The sequence below is a fragment of the Paraburkholderia humisilvae genome (assembly GCF_902859855.1).
Classification (GTDB): Bacteria; Pseudomonadota; Gammaproteobacteria; order Burkholderiales; family Burkholderiaceae; genus Paraburkholderia; species Paraburkholderia humisilvae.
Genome location: NZ_CADIKH010000005.1, coordinates 136762 through 154417, shown reverse-complemented (window position 1 = coordinate 154417; position 17656 = coordinate 136762). Strand labels below are relative to the sequence as shown.

Genomic DNA, 17656 nt, shown 5'->3' with positions numbered 1-17656 from the left:
CCACGTGCGCGACGATCCGCACAGGCGACACACCCACTCCCGCGTTTTTACGCAGCCGGCCTGTCCAATCCAACCGGCCCCAACCGTTTCAACCCGCGCTTCTAACCGCCTTCGCTTCTAGCGCCTTTCCTGCCCCACCCGTTCCCACCCGCTTCAGAATCCGTTCGACCCCCTCGACATACGCGGCGGTGCCGAACGTTTCGGTGGCCGTCTGGTATCCGCGCACCACGAGCTGATCGCGCAGCGTCCGGTTCGCGTTTAATTCGGCGAGCGTATCGGCGAGCGCATGCGCGTCGCCCGGCTCGCAGAGCATGCCGTTCTCGCCGTGGCGGACAATCTCGGTCACGCCGCCCGCGCGCGCCGCGACCACCGGCCGCCGCGCCAGCATCGCTTCGACGATCACACGCCCGAACGGCTCCGGCGTGATCGACGTATGCGCGACCACGTCCATCGCGCCCATGCAGGCCGCGATATCGTGCTGAAAGCCGAGAAAATGCACGCGTTCAGTCAAGCCGTGCTGTGCGACGAACGAACGCAGCTCCGCCTCGTATGCGTCCTCGCCGAACAGCGCCGAGCCGACCAGCACCGCATGCATCCGCGGATTCAGCACGGCCGCTTCGAGCAGCAGATGCTGCCCCTTCCAGCGCGCAAGACGACTGAACGAACCGACCAGGAACGCGTCGCCCGGCAGATTCAGCCGCGCGCGCAGCGCGCTTTGAGGCGTGTCGCGCAGCGCATCGAACGGCGCGCTCGAAATGCCGTTGAACACCACGTCGACCCTCGCGTCGTCAAACTTCGTCAGCTCGGTGAACGCACGCGCCGAAGCGCCCGAGTTCGCGATCACATGGGCCAGCCCGAAACGCGCGCACCATTTGATCACCTGCAACTGCCGGCGGCCGAAATGCTCGGCGCTCACGATATCGCGCAAATGCCAGACCACCGGCTTGCGCGCGAGCTTGCCGGCCAGCACGCCGATCACCATCGCGCGCTGCGTATTCGCGTAGATCACATCGTTGTTGCGCGCCCGCGCAGCGGTCGCGCGCACCAGCGACCCCACGCTTTTCAGCGCGCGGCCAAGCGGTGGCGCGCTGCCCTGTTTGCGCATGTCACGTGTCGCGCCCGCATCAAGCACTGTAACCGGCACGTCCGCTAGATCAAGCGCCACGCGAAATGGTCCGTCGTCGAACAGCACCACGTCCATCCGTGCACGCAGCGCCTTGACGATTTCGAGCAGCGACAACTCCGCGCCACCGAGCACGCCGCTCTGGTCCACCGCGAGCACGCGCAGCGACGAACCCGGATTCACTGCCGCGCCTTGGTGCGGCGGATCGTACGGCGGCAACGTCGCCCCTTGCAGCGCCGGCACCATTGCGCACACGTGCGCGAAAAAGCGCTCGCGAAACAGCGCCGCCGAAAAACGCTCGGCATTCGCGCGGCAATCCGCGGCGACGAAGCGGCCGGGCTGCGCGGCAAAGTTGTCGACTGCCGCGATCAGCGCATCGACCGTCTGCTCGCCGAAGAAAATGCCCGTCGGCCGCGAGTCCGACAGGTCGCGCACCGTTTCGAGCGCGCCGCCCTTGCCGTACGCAATCACCGGCGTGCCGCACGCCTGCGCTTCGACCACCGAAATGCCGAAGTCCTCTTCGGCGGCGAACACGAACGCCTTCGCGCGGCGCATCCGGTCGCGCAACACCGCGAACGGTTGATAGCCCATGATCTCCACATTCGGCGCCGCCTTCGCGCGGATTTTCTCCATCTCGGGCCCGTCGCCGATCACGACCAGGCGCCGCCCGGGCATTTTCGCGAACGCTTCAACGATCAGGTCGATCTTCTTGTACGGCACCATCCGCGAGGCGGTCAGATAGAAGTCTTCCTTCTGCTCCTGCAGCGCGAACGCTTCGACATCGACCGGCGGGTTGATCACGTTCGCATCGCGCTGATAGACCTTCCTGATACGCCGCGCAATGAAGGCCGAGTTCGAGACGAACGAGTCGACCGAATTCGACGTGCGCACGTCCCAGTTGCGGATGTAATGCAGGATCACGCGCGCCAGCGCGGATTTCGGCCCGCGCGTCAGCTTCGATTCGGTCAGGTATTGATGCTGCAAGTCCCACGCATAGCGGATCGGCGAATGCACATAGCTCACGTGCACCTGGTCCGGACCGGTCAGCACGCCCTTGGCGACCGCGTGACTGCTCGAAATCACGACGTCGTACGCGGACAGGTCGAACTGCTCGATCGCCAGCGGCATCAGCGGCAAATACGAGCGGTACTTCGTTTTCGCTTTCGGCAGCTTCTGGATGAACGTGGTCTTCACCGGCTTGCCGCGAATGAAGCTGCGGTCGTCGAGAAAATCGACCAGCGCAAACAGGTCCGCGTCTGGAAAGCACGCGATGATCTGCTCGAGCACACGCTCCGCGCCCGCGTACGTGACGAGCCAGTCGTGCACGATGGCCACGCGCACCGTCTGCGCGCCATGCGCCGCGCGCGGCTTCGCGCGGCGCGGCGTCACCATCGACGGCACGTCGAGCGCGAGCCCGCCGGCCGGCGGGCTCGACGCAGTGGATGACGCAAGTGTGCCCGGTGCGGGTGACAGCAACGTGTCTTCTGCGATGTCGTGATTCATGAGGCGCCTTTCCCTGAATACAGTCTCGCAAGCCTGCCGAGCACTGCGCGTGCCAGCTCGCGCAGTGCCGGCGTCATCGTCAGCGACCAGGCGACGTTCGCGCCGACCACCAGCACGACCGCCACGGCCACCTGTGGAAGGGTCGTCGCAATCGTCGACAGCCATAGCGTCGCGACGAGGAAGGCCAGATGCGCGGACATGTCGAGCACAATCTGCCGCGCGTGAATGCGCGACAGCCAGAGCAGCACGAAGTAGTCGAACAGGCCGCGCGCGACCACCGCGACCGCCGCGCCGGTCAGCCCGAAGTAATGCACCGCGCCCCAGATCACCGCCGCGAACAACGGCGTTTCGATCAGGCTCACGCGCGCGGCGAGCGCCGGCTGCGCTTGCGCCTGGATCAGGATGCGCGCGAGATTCGACTGTCCCGTCAGCCACACGAAGATGATCAGAATGCGCCCGACCGGCGTACCCGCGCTCGCGACTTCAGGGCCGACCCACAGATGCAGGAACGGACCGAGCACCAGCATCGCGGTCAGCATGATCGGCGTGAACACGCCGTTCAGAAACTCGAGCGACTGGCGCATCACCAGGTCCGCACTCTCGCGTTTCAACGCGGAAAAGCGCGGAAAGAGCGTGCGCATCATCGCGCTCGGCAGGATACCCAGGCGCCAGACGAGGTTCTGCGGCACCGAGTAATACGTGACGAACCGCGCGCCGAGCGCGGAGCCGACCAGCACGCGGTCGGCCGAATCGCCGATCAGTTGCATCGTGGAGGAGACGAACATCCAGCCACCGAAGCTGAACAGTCCCTTGGCGACGCCGAACCGCGGCGGCAGGATCGTGCGGATATCGAGCACCTTCAGCGCCGAACGGGCCAGCATCAGCGCAGCGATCGTGCGCGCGGCCACCGCGGCCGCCAGCACGTTCGGCAGGGTCGGACCGATCCACCACGCGGCAAAGAGCGGCAGCAACTGGAACAGAAAGGTGCCGATCGTCTGGTTCGTGTTGTAGCTGCCGAACTTTTCCGCACCGCTAATCGCGCCGGCAAACACCCATGACACATTCGCAATCGGAATCGCCATCGCGAGCCACGGCAATGCGTGAACCACCTCGTGCTGCAAGGCCGGCGACACGCCCGAGAAGTACGACGTGTACAGGAAAGTGCCGAAATAGATCACAAGCCCACCGGCCACACCGGTCGCCAGATTGAGCCATGTGGCGCTCCAGAACACCCGTGTGCACGCTTCCTTATCCTCGGACGCGCGCGCCTTCGAGATCTGATTCTGCGCGGCCATGCTCATGCCGAGATCGAGAAAGCCGAAGTAGCCGATCAGCACCCACACGAGCGCCACCACGCCGTACCGCTCCACGCCGAGCGCCTTGATATACGACGGCACGGTGACGAGGGAGATGAACGTGGGCAAGATGAGCCCGATGAAATTGATCCCTACGTTCTTCAGGATGCCTTTGTCCATCCGTTACCTTCGCGTCAAGTCGTTCGGCGCGCGCCGCGCAGGCGCCGTGAAAACGTCACAAGCGCGGCCGGCTCCGCGCAATCCGTGCCGGATGAGTCGTGCAGATGAGCACACCCATCGTCGCACGTAAAAAATCGCCGCTGCGCGCTTTGTGCAGTGCGAAAAAAATCGGCCCGACCACGGCACGCGAATGGCGATCCGCAACGCACGCTCACGCCGGTTTCCAGCGGTACATCATCACCTTGCCGCGCGCATCTTCCTCAACAAAAATCAGATACTCGCCGTCGCTGCGCCGCGCCGCGCTGATGCCGTTCGCGACATCGATCCAGCCCGATGCGCGGCCCACTTCCGGCCCGGGCCGGATCACGCCGATCTCGTTGCCGCGGTCCTTGTCCAGCACATGCACGACGCCTGAGGGCTCGACCGCGAAGATGTAGTTCCCTTCGACGGTCAAGCCGATAATCGTCAGGATCGGCTTCGCATTCGTGTCCCACGGCAGCTTGATCGTGTAGCGCGCCTCGGGCTTGCCGCTCGACCACTTGTCGTAGCGCACCAGCACGCGGCCGACTTCCTTCCATTGCTGGGGCTGAGACGGTGCGTCATCCGTGTAGCCCGTCACATACAGCGAATCGGTCGACGCGTCGTAGACCGCGCGGTGCGCGTCATTGAACGGCGCCGGCACCGGATACGTCTGCATGTCGTCGTACGCATAGATCGGGTTGCCCTGCTTGTCGAGGCCGCCGACGCGGAAGCGATAGATGCCCTTCGAACTGACCGTATGCCAGATGTCGCCGCCGGTATCGACCCACCAGCCCCAGCCGCCGATCAGCCGCTTGCCGGTCGTATTGCGGGTGAATTCGTCGGCGTCGAAGCGGCCGTCGCCGTTCGCATCGCGCCAGATCCAGTCGCCGCCCGCCGGCGCGTTGGGAATCGCGCTCGGGTCGCGCAGCGCGCGCCCGGCGATATAACCGGATGGAATCGCCGTCTCGCCATCGCGTGCCGCATCGAAGCGGTAGATTTTCAGGTGATCCGCGTACATGTCGGTCAGGTACAGGAACGTATGTCCTTTTACCTGCCGCGCGATCGGCATGCCCGGCCACTGGTCGACGTGAAAGACCGGATCCTCCGGGTATTTGAAGCGGTTCGACAGGAAGCCGACGTAGGTCCACTGCTGCCCAGCCGGCTTCGACAGATCGAGTTCGAAGCGCTTGTTGCCGGTATAGACGCTGTTCGGTCGCGCCGGGTCGATCCATGCGCCATCGACAAACAGCAGCCCCTCGACGAGCCAGCGCCGTTTGCCGTCCGGCGTATAGCTTTCGAGCGTCGCGCCGAGACCCGCGCCGAGCGCGGCGCCGAAGCCGGTGCCGGGCGGCGCGAAAGTCGGGCCGATACCGTTGGTCGACACATAGATATTGCCGCGCGCATCGACGCCGACGCCGGTCAATCCGTTGAAGCGCTGCGGACCGGGCCGCCCGGCCACGCCCGCGAAAATGCCGCCGCGCTCGCCGAGCGTGCCGGATGCCGCATAGCGGCCGTTCTGCTTGCTGAAGAACAGCACCTGCTGGCGCGGTCCGTTGTCCGCGATCAGCACGCGCCCTTGCGCGTCGACGCTGACGTCCGCCGGCACGCTGTCCGGCGGCAGAGGCAAGGTGTCGTCGAGCTTCTGGCCACTCGCCGAGTAGTGCACGAGCTGCGCTTTGCCGCTGAGCGTATCGGTCAGCACCCAGAGCGAGCCGTCCGGTGCGAGCGCGAGATGACCGGGCTGGTGCGCGTTGAACGAGCCTTTGCGCTGCATCGATTCAGCATCGTAAACATCGACGCGATCGAGCGCCGCGGTCGCCACGTAGAGCACTGAATCGCTCGCGGCGAGACCCGTGACTTCGTTGTGGCTACTGGCCGGCACATCGCTCACGATCAGCAAGCTTGCCGCCAGCCGCGCGCGTGGATCCGCCGCGTTCGCGACCGGCTGGAACGGCGCCGTGCGTTGCGGGTCGTCCAGCGCGCGCCGCGTGACGCCGTACCACTTATGCCCCTTCTCCGGCCAGATGCCTTTGCCGACCAGGTGATCCTTTTCGGTCCACACCGACACCGCGATAAACGCATAACGATGGTTAATCGCCACCGCGTTGCCGCCGCCATTGCCCCAGCCATGGGTGCCGTTTGCGTAGCCGAGCATCTTGCCGTCCTGATAGACGCCCGATTCAGCGCCGCTCTCGTCCCACGGCGCGTCTGTATAGACCTTGCCATCCGGCGCGACCGCGATCGCGGTGATGTTGATCTGCGTCCATTTGCCGTCGCCGAAGCCGAAGGTGTTGCCGATCCACGAGGTCTGCGCGTTCAACGGCGTACCACCCGACGGTGTTTGCGCTGCGGCGCCCGCAATCGTGATGAACGACACACACGCACAGAGCGCACCGGCAAACAGGGATCGGATCAAAAGCACTTCTCCAGTCGACCTCGGCGAGGGTTTTTCAGCGCCGCGCCGGGTAGCATGAGTGAACGTTGGCGCATTGGAAGCGCTGAAACCAGCGGTGAAACCGCGACGGCGCCTAAGGCTGTGCTTGTGGCTGCTGTCGAAGCCGCGAGGCCGCATGAGCGTGCATCGGGCTGCAAGAAGAGCCGCGCGCCGCTTACACCACATTTGCGCATCACGTCCCGGTGCGACCGTCGTAATTGAGGTTAAACGGAAAGGCTCGCCGGAAAAAAAATCCAAAAAATTCAAAATAATTCAGCGCGCCGCCAGCCCGAAATAAACGCCAAAGCACGGCGTAAAGAATATTGAATTCCCGGGTATAAGTGCGAATCACGCGAATTTCGTTATCCCTATTTTCCGCATCCGCCCGATCTGTCCGTATATCTTACCGACCCATGGAAATCGCACGTCAAATGGCCCGCCGCGCGATATATCGGCACTGTTGCGCACACGCATCGATCAATTCGCAGTGACGATCGTTAATCGTTTTCCTTCCATTTTTTTAAGCCATTTTCTCTTTCTAGAATGAGTGGCCGGTTTGGCCTCGGCTGCAAGCCTTTCGATAGCATGTGCTCGACGACCACACGATGACCGCCATTTCATTGTCCTTACCACGCAACCCGGAGGAACCGCCGCGATGACGCGCGCACTCGCCCTGCGCGCCGCGGCCGGCGTTCTGCTGGGCGCGGCGCTCGTCGCCTGCGTGATCGCCGGCAGCGCGCCGCGCGCGAGCGCCGCATCCGCCGGCGAAGTCTTGATCGAGGCCTACGGCGACTCGACGACACGCGGCATCTCATGCACCAACGGCCATTGCGCGCCGCGCGCACAAAACGCCGTCACGTGGCTGCAGGACGCGTTGCGCGCGGACCTCGGCGAACGGGTGAGCGTGACCAATCTCGGCGTGCCCGGCGCGATGGCGTATCAGTTGCGCGACGGCGTGTGCCGCCCTCGCTGCGCGCCATGGAAAACGCGCGTCGCGCAGTCGCATGCGCAAATCGTGATGTTCAACTATGGCATCAACGACGCGGTGTTCAACCAGACGCCCGACCAGTTCTATCGCGCGGAAACGGACCTCGTGCAGGCGGCGCGCGCGGCCGGCAAGCTGCCGGTGCTCGAAACGTCGAACCCGCTGCCCGATCGCGCGCTCGATGCGAAGCTTGCCGTGCTAGTCGACGTGACGCGCCGCGTGGCCGCGCAGCAGCAGGTGCCGCTGGTCGACCAGTACGCGTATATCAAGGGCCTGCCCAACTGGCGCGCGATGATGTCCGACGGCGAACATCCCAAACCCGAGCTGTACCGGCTCAAGGCACGCGAAGCATTCGACGTGCTCGATCCGCTCGTACGGCAACTGCTCGAGCAAGCGTCGTGAGCGCGCACGCGGCGCTCATGCATACCCGGTTTTCAGGCAACCAGAAAGGCAACCGATGACAACCCAACGCAAAGCCATCATTACCGGTGTATCCGGCCAGGACGGCGCCTACCTGACGAGGCTCCTGCTCGGCAAGGGCTACCAGGTGACCGGCACCTACCGCCGCACCAGCTCCGTGAACTTCTGGCGCATGGAGGAGCTCGGCGTGCTCGACCATCCGAATCTGCAACTCGTCGAGCACGACCTGACCGATCTCGGCTCGACACTGCGCCTGCTCGAATCGACGCAGGCCGACGAGCTGTACAACCTCGCCGCGCAAAGCTTCGTCGGCGTGTCATTCGACCAGCCGGCCACCACCGCGCAAGTGACCGGCGTCGGCGCGCTGAATCTGCTCGAAGGCATCCGCATCGTGAACCCGAAGATGCGCTTTTACCAAGCGTCGACCTCCGAAATGTTCGGCATGGTGCAGGCCGTGCCGCAGCGCGAGAGCACGCCGTTCTATCCGCGCAGCCCGTATGGTGTCGCGAAGCTGTTCGCGCACTGGAGCACGATCAACTATCGCGAGTCGTACGGCATCTTCGCGACCAGCGGCATTCTGTTCAATCACGAGTCGCCGCTGCGCGGCCGCGAATTCGTCACGCGCAAGATCACCGACACGGTGGCGAAAATCCACCTCGGCAAGGCGGACGTGCTCGAGCTCGGCAATCTCGACGCGAAGCGCGACTGGGGCTTCGCACTCGAGTACGTCGACGGGATGTACCGGATGCTGCAAGCCGACGAGCCCGACACGTTCGTGCTCGCGACCAACCGCACCGAGACCGTGCGCGACTTCGTGAAGATGGCCTTCGCGGCCGCCGGCGTTCAGCTCGAATGGTCGGGCAAGGGCCAGGGCGAGACCGGCATCGACATCGCGACCGGACGCATCCTGGTGCGCATCAACCCGAAGTTCTACCGGCCGGCCGAGGTCGATCTGCTGATCGGCTGCGCGGACAAAGCGAAGGCGAAGCTGGGCTGGGAGCCGCAGACGTCGCTCGAGCAGTTGTGCCAGATGATGGTCGGCGCGGATATCGCACGCAACCAGATTCACGAAACGTTCTGACGCACGGTACACGCTGACCCGCGGCGCCCGCGAGCGGGCGCCGCCATCCGGCCGTTCGGCCGTTCAATGCAAGGGGCCGGTCGCAATCGCCTCGCCATACACGGCCGCCACGCGCCTTGCGATCACCGGATTGTCGAAGTGCGCGCGTGCGTACGCGCGGCATGCGTGCGCATCCGGCAGCTTCAGCGAACCGTCGAGCGCGTGGGCAAGGCCGTCCGCGATCGCATCCGCGCCCGTCGACGGCAGCACCAGATCCTGCGACAGCCCGGCGACCGCTTCCGGCAGGCCGCCCACCGGCGTCACCAGCACCGGCGTGCCGGACGCGAGCGATTCGACGGTGATGAGACCGAAGCCCTCGAGCGCAACCGTCGGCACGACGCTGATAGTCGCCGCGCGGTACAGCGTCGCCAGATGCTGGTCGGGCACGAAGCCGAGCAGCTTCACGTTGTCGGCGAGATCCGCTTCGTCGATACGCGTTTGCAATTCGCTTTCCAGATGCCCCTTGCCGGCGATCAGCAGCAGCACTTCCGGATTGCGGCGCTTGACGATCTTCACCGCGTCGATCAGGTCCTCGAGGCCCATGCGGCGCACCAGACGCCGCACCGCGAGCACGAGCGGCCGGCCAAGCGGTAATTGCAGCTTCCGACGCGCGTCGTTTTGTGTCATTGGCAGATCGAACTGGTCGACATTGACGCAGCCCGGCACGACACGGATGCGCTCCGGCGGAATCCCGTAGCGCGACGTCAGGATCTTGCCGAATGCGTCGGATAGAACGATCAGTCGCGACGAACGCGCGTAGACCGTCTGTTCAAGGTAGCGCTTCGCACGCTGACCGAACGAGTCGGCGCCTTCGACGTGACTCTCGTCGGCCCACGGCCCCTGGAAATGCGACACCTGCGGAATGCCGCGCGTAACGTCGAGGCCCGGAAAGGTATAGAGCGCGAAATGCGACGAGATCACGTCGGGCCGCTGCGTCTGAATTTCGCGGCGCAGCGCGCGGCGCGCGGCCATCAGGCGCAGCGGCAGCGATTGCGCGGCCGGGCCGAAACCGTGGATTGCGCCGTTCGTGTCGGCGGCGACTTGCGGCGAACCGGCCACCACGCCGCGCACGGCCACCCCCGCGCCCGGCAGCGCGCCGATCAGCGAGTAGTACATGCGGTCGAGACCGCCCGCGCGCTCGGGAAACCAGTGCATGCCGATCTGCAGCGATTTGATCGACGGTGTGGAGCTTGTCATGGTCATTCCTGTTGGTGTGAAGCCGCGCCGGCTTGCATCGGCTGGCGCCGGGCGGTTCCCGGCGCACAGCGCGAGGCCGCCGCGCGGCGGTTGCGTGTGGAGATCGTCGTGTGCTTCATGCGCCGTCGGCGCCGCGCGGCGGCGTGCTCAGCAAATTCGCCGTGACCGCATCGGCATCGCTCGCCGCGTTGCGGTTGCGGTCCCCGCACAGCCCGGCGATCTGCCGGTACAGCGCGATGTACTGCGCAGCCATGCGCGCCCAGCCGAAACCGGTCGCGAGTTCGCCGGCCGCCGCCCCCATCGCCCGCCGCATCCCGTCGTTTCCGGCGAGACGCCCGACCACCTCGGCCAGCGCGCGCGGATCGTCCGGGTCGTCGAGCACGACGCCGCATTCAGGCGTGATGATCTCGGCGCCGCCCGCGGTGCGCGCGGTGACGATCGGCAGCCCTGCCGCCATCGCTTCGAGCAGCACGAGGCTCATCGCCTCGTAGCGCGACGGAAAGACGAACACGTCGGCCGAATGCATCAGCACCGGCATTTCCTTCACCAGCCCGAGAAAATGCACGCGATCGGCAATGCCGAGCGCACGCGCCTCTTCCGGGTACGGGCTGCCCCGCAGATCACCCGCGACCGCGATCTGCACCTGATGCGGCAGGTGCTTGAGCGCACGCAGCACGGTGCCGAGATTTTTGCGCGGTGTGCGCAGGTCGCCGACGAACAGCAGCAGGAACGCGTCCGGCGGCAGCTTGAACTTCGCGCGATCGCCGCTCGCCGCGGCGAAGCCGCGCGTATCGACGCCGTTGTAAATCACGTCGAGGCGGTTGCGCGGCGTCAGGCCGATCGCGCGAATCTCGGCCGCGACCTTCTGCGATACCGCGGTGATCACGCGTGAGCGCCGGTATGCCCAGCGCTCGAGCAGCGCGTTCAGGCGCGTGTACACGTACTGATAGCCGGACCACAGCCCCTTGGTCATGGCGAACGGATAGTACCGGCTCGCAAACCAGCCGCTATGCACGAAGTGCGCGGTGTTGACGTCGGCGGACGCCCATGTGATAAAGCCATTCACATGCAGCACGTCGAATTCGCCGCGATGCGCGCGCAGCCACAGCGCGCTCCGGATCGCGAACACTTGCTGGCGCAACAGATTGGTCGGCCACCATCGGCCGATTTTCATCGGCACCCAGCGCACCAGCGGATGCTCGAGCAGCTCCGGCGCCACCTGGGACGCCACCAGCGTAACCGCAATGCCCTCGGCGAGCGCGGCGCGCGCGATCTCGTGGTTGACGCGGCCCTGTCCGTCGTTATGGCGCACGACGTGCGTGACAATCGCGACTCTCAATCAGATTCTCCGTGGAAGACGACCTTCGAGCGGCGGCGCTGTTTTTCGTAGTGCGCCGCGGAGAGGATCGAAAACAGACTCATGAAAAGCAGTGCGCCGCCTGTGCCGACGAGCGTGTTCGTGAACACGATCATCGCGAGAATCGCGAGCGCGAGTGACAGGCATGACGCGACGAACTTGTCGTCGCCAAGCTTGAACGAAGCGAATACCGCGCGCATCACGAGCCAGCCGATACCCAGCAGATAAAGCAGGGTGCCGGGCCAGCCGAGCACGAACGGGACGTTCATCACGCCGCTGTCGAAGTTGCCGTACTGGCCGAGCTGGCCTTCGTTGCCGCTCGACAGCTTGGTCGACGTGCCGGTTGCGCCCATGCCTTCGCCGGCCACGTCGGTAAATGCAGTCTTCGCAAAGCTTGCGTAGAACTGGTTGCGGGCCTGATAGCTCTGGTCGTCGTTGAGGTTCGTGAGGGTCTGCAGACGCGTCTGCATGCGGTCGGCCACCGGTCCGATCGCGAGCAGCGGCACGCACAGTCCGACCAGCAGCACGCCGCTCGCGATAATGCGAAAGCGCACCTTGTTGTTCGATTTGACGAGCAGCATGATCAGCGCGATCACCCATCCGCCCCACGTCGAACGCACGAGACTCAACGCAAACGAAATGAAGCCGAACCCGCCGGCAATCCAGCGCACCTTGTGCTGCGCGGCGAGCACGAACACCATCGAGCCCAGCATCGCCAGCGCGAACGGCCCCGACGAATTCATCGTGCTGAACACGCGCACGCCCTGCGGCACCGGGTCGCCTTGCGAGCTCATCTGCGCGCCGACCATCCACAGCACATCCCACGCCGGCATGATGAAGAACTGCACGACGCCGTACAGCCCCATCGCCAGCATGCCCCAGATGAACGTGTTGATGATCGTTTCGCGAAACGCCGGGTAGTCGCGCGTGTTCACCATGATGTGAAAGCCGATCAGGATCGGATACAGCCAGTTCGCGAGGTCGTACAGCGCGGCGAGCGGCCCGGACGACACGATGCCGATCAGCAGCCCATACGCGAGTCCGAACAGGATCAGCAGCACCGGCAGGCCGCGCCGCTGCGCGAGGATCGGGTAGAAGCGCACCAGCGAGAAGCCGCACAGCATCGTGACCGCGAGCGGCGCGATCTGGATCAGGCTGGTCGGCGTGTACGAGCCCTTCGACCAGTCGGCGAGACGCCGCACCTCCGGGCTCAGGAACCACAGCCACCACACGAAGCCGACGTAACGCGCCGGACTCCTGAAGTACAGCCACGCGCCGACCAGCACCGAGAGCAGCGGAAAACCGTAGGTCAGCGCCGTGCCCTGGTGGCCGAGGATCAGCACCGCCGTGATCAGCCACAGCAGCGCCGGCGGCATCCACTCGGTTTTGTCCCCGCTGACCAGTCCGCGCGCGCTCGTCGCGCCCGCGTGCAGAAGCGACGCCATCGCCTACGCCCCTCCGCGGTGGCCGACGCCGTCCGCGGGCATGCCGCGCTCCGACTCACGCCCGCGGCGCTGTAGCAGGTCGCGCGTAATCCGCACGTGCTGCAGCGCGAAGTGTCGTGTCGTGAAATCACGCGACAGCAGTTCGGCCGCCGCGGCGCGCGCCTGGCGCAGCGCGTCGTCCGGCGCCGCGACCAGACGCTCGGCCGCCTCGCGCAGCGCCTGCGGGTCGAACGGCGGCACATAGCTTGCCGCGCTGGCCGAAAAGTATTCCGTCAGGCCGCCGACGTCGGACACCACCATCGGCTTGCCGACCGCCGCGGCCTCGAGCGTCACCGTGAGACCGGAGGCGTGCGAGTTGGGCCGCAGCGGCACGACCATCAGATCGGCCCACTCATACAGCTGGCGCTGCTTCTCGATGCCCGACGCCGACGCGATCTCGACGTTCGGCGCGCGCAACGACACTGGCACGCGCCGCCGCGTCGCGAGCCGCACCTCGAAACGCGCGTCGTTGCCGAACGCTTCGATCAGCGTGCGCCAGTCGCGGTCGCGGTCGTTGCCGATCGCCGCGATGCGCAGCGGCGTATGCGGCTCCCAGGCATCCGGCTGGCGCACCGGGAAGTCGCCGGTATTCAGGCCGTAGCACACCTTGATCGCATCGCGCTGCAAGTAGCGCTGGCAGAGCGCCGCGTTCAGGGTCGAGTGCGTGGTCAGCACGTCCGCGCGCGCGATCAGCTTGCGGTACAGCCAGCGCCGCAGCACCCCGTAGTCGGACCATTTGTCGAACAGCCAGATGCTTTGCGCGAGCAGCAGCGGCCGCACGCGGTCACGAAACCGGTAGTCATGCAGCAACAGCAGCAGCGCGACCGCCAGATGTTCCTGTTCCGTGTGGGTCCAGATGACGTCCGAGCGCAGAATCTGCTCGCGATTGCGCCAGGTGTGAATCATGTCGAAGCCGATCAGTGCCTTCAATGCGCGGCGCACGAGCTTCACCGGCCTGCTTTCGCGGGCGTCCTCCGAGTACGTCAGATGAAACTCGTCGGACTGCGCGTGGTGATAGCCGTACAGACAGCCGATGTTGTCGCCCTTGCGATAGGTGCGCGGGTCCGCGCCGTAAAACAGATGGACGTTGACGTTGATGCTCATGCAGGGGCACTCCGGTCTGCGAGGTCAATGGCACATCGCGCGGGGCATCGTGATCATCGGCACAAGGCAGTACGACGAAAACGTGATGCGAAAACGCAATGCAAAACACGAAGCGGCGCCGCCGCTTCACAACAGCGCGCGGCGTGCTTCGCGCGCGCCGGTGCGCACCGCTTTCCAGCGTGAAAGCTGCGCACGCTTGCGCGACACGACCGCGAGCACCGCATGCGCGAAACCCGGATACACGCGCGTGCCGACCATCGCGTACCACCACCACGCGGTCTCGCGGCGCAGCGGCGGCAAATGCGCGCGCAGGATCAGATGCAGGTTGTACGCGGCGTTGCGTGCCGCGGTCAGCGACTGTGCGTCGCGGCGGTCATCGTCGTGACGCTCGGCGGGGAAATGATCGACCGCGACGCGCGGGTCGTAGACGAGCTTCCAGCCCGCCTTCTTCACGCTCATGCTGAACGCCATGTCGTTGTGCACCTGGGCGCCCGCACCGCGCAGCCGCGTGTCGAAACGCAGGGTGCGCACCGCCGCGCGCCGGTAGCTCATGTTCGCGCCTTTCAGCATGTCCACCTCGCGCGCGCCGCCGACGCCGAGATGATGGTTGCCGATCATCTTGCCCGACGGCGTCAGCTTGCCGACCCGCTCCCGCGAGCCGCTCAGCACGCCGCCCTTCTGATGCACCCAGTCGCGCCCGCCGAGCGCTCCCAGTTGCGGGTCCGCGGCGAAATGCGCTTCGATGCGCTGGACCCAGTCGGCGTGCGGCGCCGCGTCGTCATCGGTGATCGCGATCACGTCGCCGCTCGCCGCATCGAGGCCGCGATTGAGCGCAGCCACCTGCCCCGGCAGATCGACCGGCGCAATGGTTAGCGGCAGGCGGCGCGCGGCTAGATGCGCGCGCAGGCACGCGTGAGTCAGCTCGTCGTCGGGACGCGCGACCACCACGACTTCGTCCGGTGTGCGCCGCTGCCGCTCGAGCGCGGCAAGGCAGCGCGTCAGATCGTCCGGACGACGAAAGGTCGGAACCAGTACCGTTATTTTCATCGAGGCACTCCCTACAGGCTCAAGCCGTTGTCGTTCGTCCCATCAGTTGCTCAGATATTCCTGCACGGCCGCGTAGCTGCGGTCGTAACCGCCGCGCGCGCGGGTCGGCATCGCGTTGAAAATCGCGCCTTGCACATGCACGCCGGCCACACTTAGCCGCTTGAGCGAATCGCTGATCTCGTTTTCGGTATGCATGCCCGAGCGCACGACGAAGAACGTCGAGCCCGCGTAGCCGCCGATAATCGATGCGTCGGTCACCGCCAGCACCGGCGGCGTATCGATCAGCACGACGTCGTAGCGCTTTTGCAGCGCGTCCAGATACTGCGGCAGACGCGGCGACATCAGCAGTTCCGACGGGTTCGGCGGACGCACGCCGCACGAGATGAAGAACAGCCCCGGCGTGTCGCTCGGGCGGATCGCTTCTTCGAGCGAGATCTGCCCGGACAGCAGCTCGGACAGGCCGTTCGCCTGCGGGCCGCCCAGGTGCCGTTCGAGCGAACCGCGCCGCATGTCGCCGTCGATCATCAGCACGCGTTTGCCCGAGTGCGCGAGCAGCACCGCGAGGTTGACGGTCAGGAAGCTCTTGCCGACCGCCGGCATCGGGCCGGTCAGCATGATGATGCGGTTGCGCGCGTCCATCAGCGTGAACTGGATCGACGTGCGCAGGCTGCGCAGCGCTTCGATGCAGACATCCTTCGGCTTTGCGTTCGCGAGCACCTGGCGCTCGCGCGCCGCGCCGCGCACCACCTGGTTTTCGAGCACCGCCTGCTCGGCCGACAGCGGCACGAGCCCGTATACCGGCAGGTGGAAGATGCGCTCGACGTGTTCCGGATCGTCGATGCCCTTGAACATGTTGCGGCGGACCAGCACGAGGCCGATGCCGGCGATCAGGCCGAGGATCGTCGCCGCCGACAGGATCAGGAATTTCTTCGGCTTGACGGGCTCGCCCGGGCGCAGCGCCGCGTCGACGATATGCACGTTGCCGCCCGTGCCGGCGCGCTGCACCGACAGCTCCTGCACGCGGTTGAGCAGCAGCACGTAGATGTCTTCCGCGACCTTCGCATCGCGTTGCAGCTGCACCGCGCGCACTTCGGTCGCCGGCAAATCGCGGAAGCGCGCCGAATAGCTCGCCTCCTGCGCCTGCAGTTCGGCCATCTGCTGGCGCGCCGCCTTGATGATCGGGTGATCGTCCGCATAGGTCTGCTGCAACGACGCGATCTGCATCTTCAGCGACGCGATCTGCTTCTGGTACTCGACTGCGCCGTTCAGGTAGATGGTCGCTTCATCCGATGCATTGATCGAACCGGACTTGCTCTGGTATGCGGTCAGCGCCGCTTCGGCGTTCTCGAGGTCGGACTTCAGGCGCGGTTCCTCGCTCTTCAGGAAGTCGAGCATCCGGCTCGCGTCGGCCTGCTTGGTCTGGATGTGCTCGTTCAGGTACGACTGCGCGACCGCGTTCGCAATCGCCGCGGCCTGATCCGGATCGCCGCTTTCGAGCGAAATCTCGATCACGCCGGTCTGCTTGCCCTGCTCGGTCACCTTGACCGCCGACTGGAAGCCGGCGATCGCATCGAGGTCATTGAAGCGCGTCACGGTGAACTGCGTACCCGTCCGCGCGACCAGCTTGTCGACGAGCAGCGTCACGCCGCCGCCCTGCGCGGTCTGGCCGACCTGGCCGCGCAACAGCAGTTGACCGTCCGGCGCGTGCAGTTCGTACTGGCTATCGCCGAGCGCGGTCATCGTCAGCGGCTTGCCTTCGAGCCCAGGCGTCACTTCGATTGAGTCGACGGTGGCCTGCTCACCTCCCCATGCATACGACTTCAGGCCGAACCACGGCTTCGCGAGATCGTCGGACTTGTGCAAGCGAGCCGCGAGGCGGCCGAGAAACGGGAACGTCTTCGGCGCAACCGAGAAGTTCAGCTTCATCTGCTGCACGACCGGCCCCAGCACGCCGCGGCTTTTGATGATCTCGATCTCGGCGTCGGTCGGCAGCGAGGCCGCCCCGCCGGCACCGGTCGAGATCGGCGCACCGGTCTGGTTTTGCGTGAGCGCCTGCGACGTGTTGTCCTGCTGCTCGACGCGCACATGCGCATCGGCCGAATAGATCGGCTTCGCAATGTAGCAGTACACGCCCGCTATCGCGATGATCGTCGCGGCGACCGCGATCAGCCACCAGATGTCGTCGATGATCGTCTGGATCAGCTGGCCGAGGACGACGTCCTCTTCCTCGGTGCGGCCCTGGATGGCCAGATGCGTGTTGACTTGAGTACTCACGGTTCGATCCCCGTTGGTTCGGGTGCCTTACGGCGTTTCAGGCTTACTGCGGTTTCAGGGACAGCACGGGTCGCAGCACGGTTGCTGCCCTACCCGGCCGCCGGCGATTCAG

12 protein-coding genes are annotated in these 17656 nt (G+C 65.6%); 2 read left to right on the top strand and 10 right to left on the bottom strand.

The window, feature by feature from the left end; all coding sequences use genetic code 11:
• Nucleotides 1–88: 88 nt before the first annotated feature.
• The 4 genes from HV796_RS06685 to HV796_RS06670 all read right to left on the bottom strand — a co-directional run bounded on the left by HV796_RS06685 (nucleotide 89) and on the right by HV796_RS06670 (nucleotide 6908).
• A complete protein-coding gene (locus tag HV796_RS06685; protein ID WP_175225682.1) occupies nucleotides 89–2626 on the bottom strand; it encodes a glycosyltransferase family 4 protein in 2538 nt (845 codons plus the stop codon).
• The gene (locus tag HV796_RS06680) at nucleotides 2623–4101 is read right to left on the bottom strand and encodes an oligosaccharide flippase family protein (RefSeq protein WP_175225681.1); all 1479 of its coding nucleotides are present in this window, start codon (nucleotides 4099–4101) and stop codon (nucleotides 2623–2625) included. Before HV796_RS06680 ends, HV796_RS06685 begins: the two co-directional genes overlap by 4 nt.
• 211 nt (nucleotides 4102–4312) lie before the next feature.
• The gene (locus HV796_RS06675; RefSeq protein ID WP_377693473.1) at nucleotides 4313–6538 is read right to left on the bottom strand and encodes an NHL repeat-containing protein; all 2226 of its coding nucleotides are present in this window, start codon (nucleotides 6536–6538) and stop codon (nucleotides 4313–4315) included.
• 211 nt (nucleotides 6539–6749) lie between these two features.
• The gene (locus HV796_RS06670; RefSeq protein WP_175225679.1) at nucleotides 6750–6908 is read right to left on the bottom strand and encodes a hypothetical protein; all 159 of its coding nucleotides are present in this window, start codon (nucleotides 6906–6908) and stop codon (nucleotides 6750–6752) included.
• 303 nt (nucleotides 6909–7211) lie between these two features.
• Between HV796_RS06670 and HV796_RS06665 the strand changes: the two genes are divergently transcribed.
• Nucleotides 7212–7943: an SGNH/GDSL hydrolase family protein gene (locus tag HV796_RS06665; protein ID WP_175225678.1), complete on the top strand. Its 732-nt coding sequence runs from the start codon at nucleotides 7212–7214 to the stop codon at nucleotides 7941–7943.
• 55 nt (nucleotides 7944–7998) lie between these two features.
• On the top strand, nucleotides 7999–9042 hold the full coding sequence (gene gmd / locus HV796_RS06660) for a GDP-mannose 4,6-dehydratase (protein ID WP_175225677.1): 1044 nt from the start codon (nucleotides 7999–8001) through the stop codon (nucleotides 9040–9042).
• Between the two features lie 63 nt (nucleotides 9043–9105).
• On the opposite strand, the gene HV796_RS06655 is transcribed toward gmd, so the two are convergent.
• From HV796_RS06655 to HV796_RS06630, 6 genes are all read right to left on the bottom strand, one after another.
• Nucleotides 9106–10278, bottom strand: a complete 1173-nt coding sequence (locus HV796_RS06655) for a glycosyltransferase family 4 protein (protein WP_175225676.1) — start codon at nucleotides 10276–10278, stop codon at nucleotides 9106–9108.
• Nucleotides 10279–10393: 115 nt separating this feature from the next.
• Entirely contained in the window at nucleotides 10394–11617 is a 1224-nt protein-coding gene (locus tag HV796_RS06650) for a glycosyltransferase family 4 protein (protein WP_175225675.1), read from the bottom strand.
• Nucleotides 11614–13080: a glucose-6-phosphate isomerase gene (locus HV796_RS06645; protein ID WP_175225674.1), complete on the bottom strand. Its 1467-nt coding sequence runs from the start codon at nucleotides 13078–13080 to the stop codon at nucleotides 11614–11616. Before HV796_RS06645 ends, HV796_RS06650 begins: the two co-directional genes overlap by 4 nt.
• A gap of 3 nt (nucleotides 13081–13083) precedes the next feature.
• The gene (locus HV796_RS06640; protein WP_175225673.1) at nucleotides 13084–14223 is read right to left on the bottom strand and encodes a glycosyltransferase; all 1140 of its coding nucleotides are present in this window, start codon (nucleotides 14221–14223) and stop codon (nucleotides 13084–13086) included.
• 126 nt (nucleotides 14224–14349) lie between these two features.
• Nucleotides 14350–15270: a glycosyltransferase family 2 protein gene (locus tag HV796_RS06635; protein WP_175225672.1), complete on the bottom strand. Its 921-nt coding sequence runs from the start codon at nucleotides 15268–15270 to the stop codon at nucleotides 14350–14352.
• A 42-nt stretch (nucleotides 15271–15312) separates the two neighbouring features.
• Nucleotides 15313–17544: a polysaccharide biosynthesis tyrosine autokinase gene (locus HV796_RS06630; RefSeq protein WP_377693477.1), complete on the bottom strand. Its 2232-nt coding sequence runs from the start codon at nucleotides 17542–17544 to the stop codon at nucleotides 15313–15315.
• Nucleotides 17545–17656 lie beyond the last annotated feature (112 nt).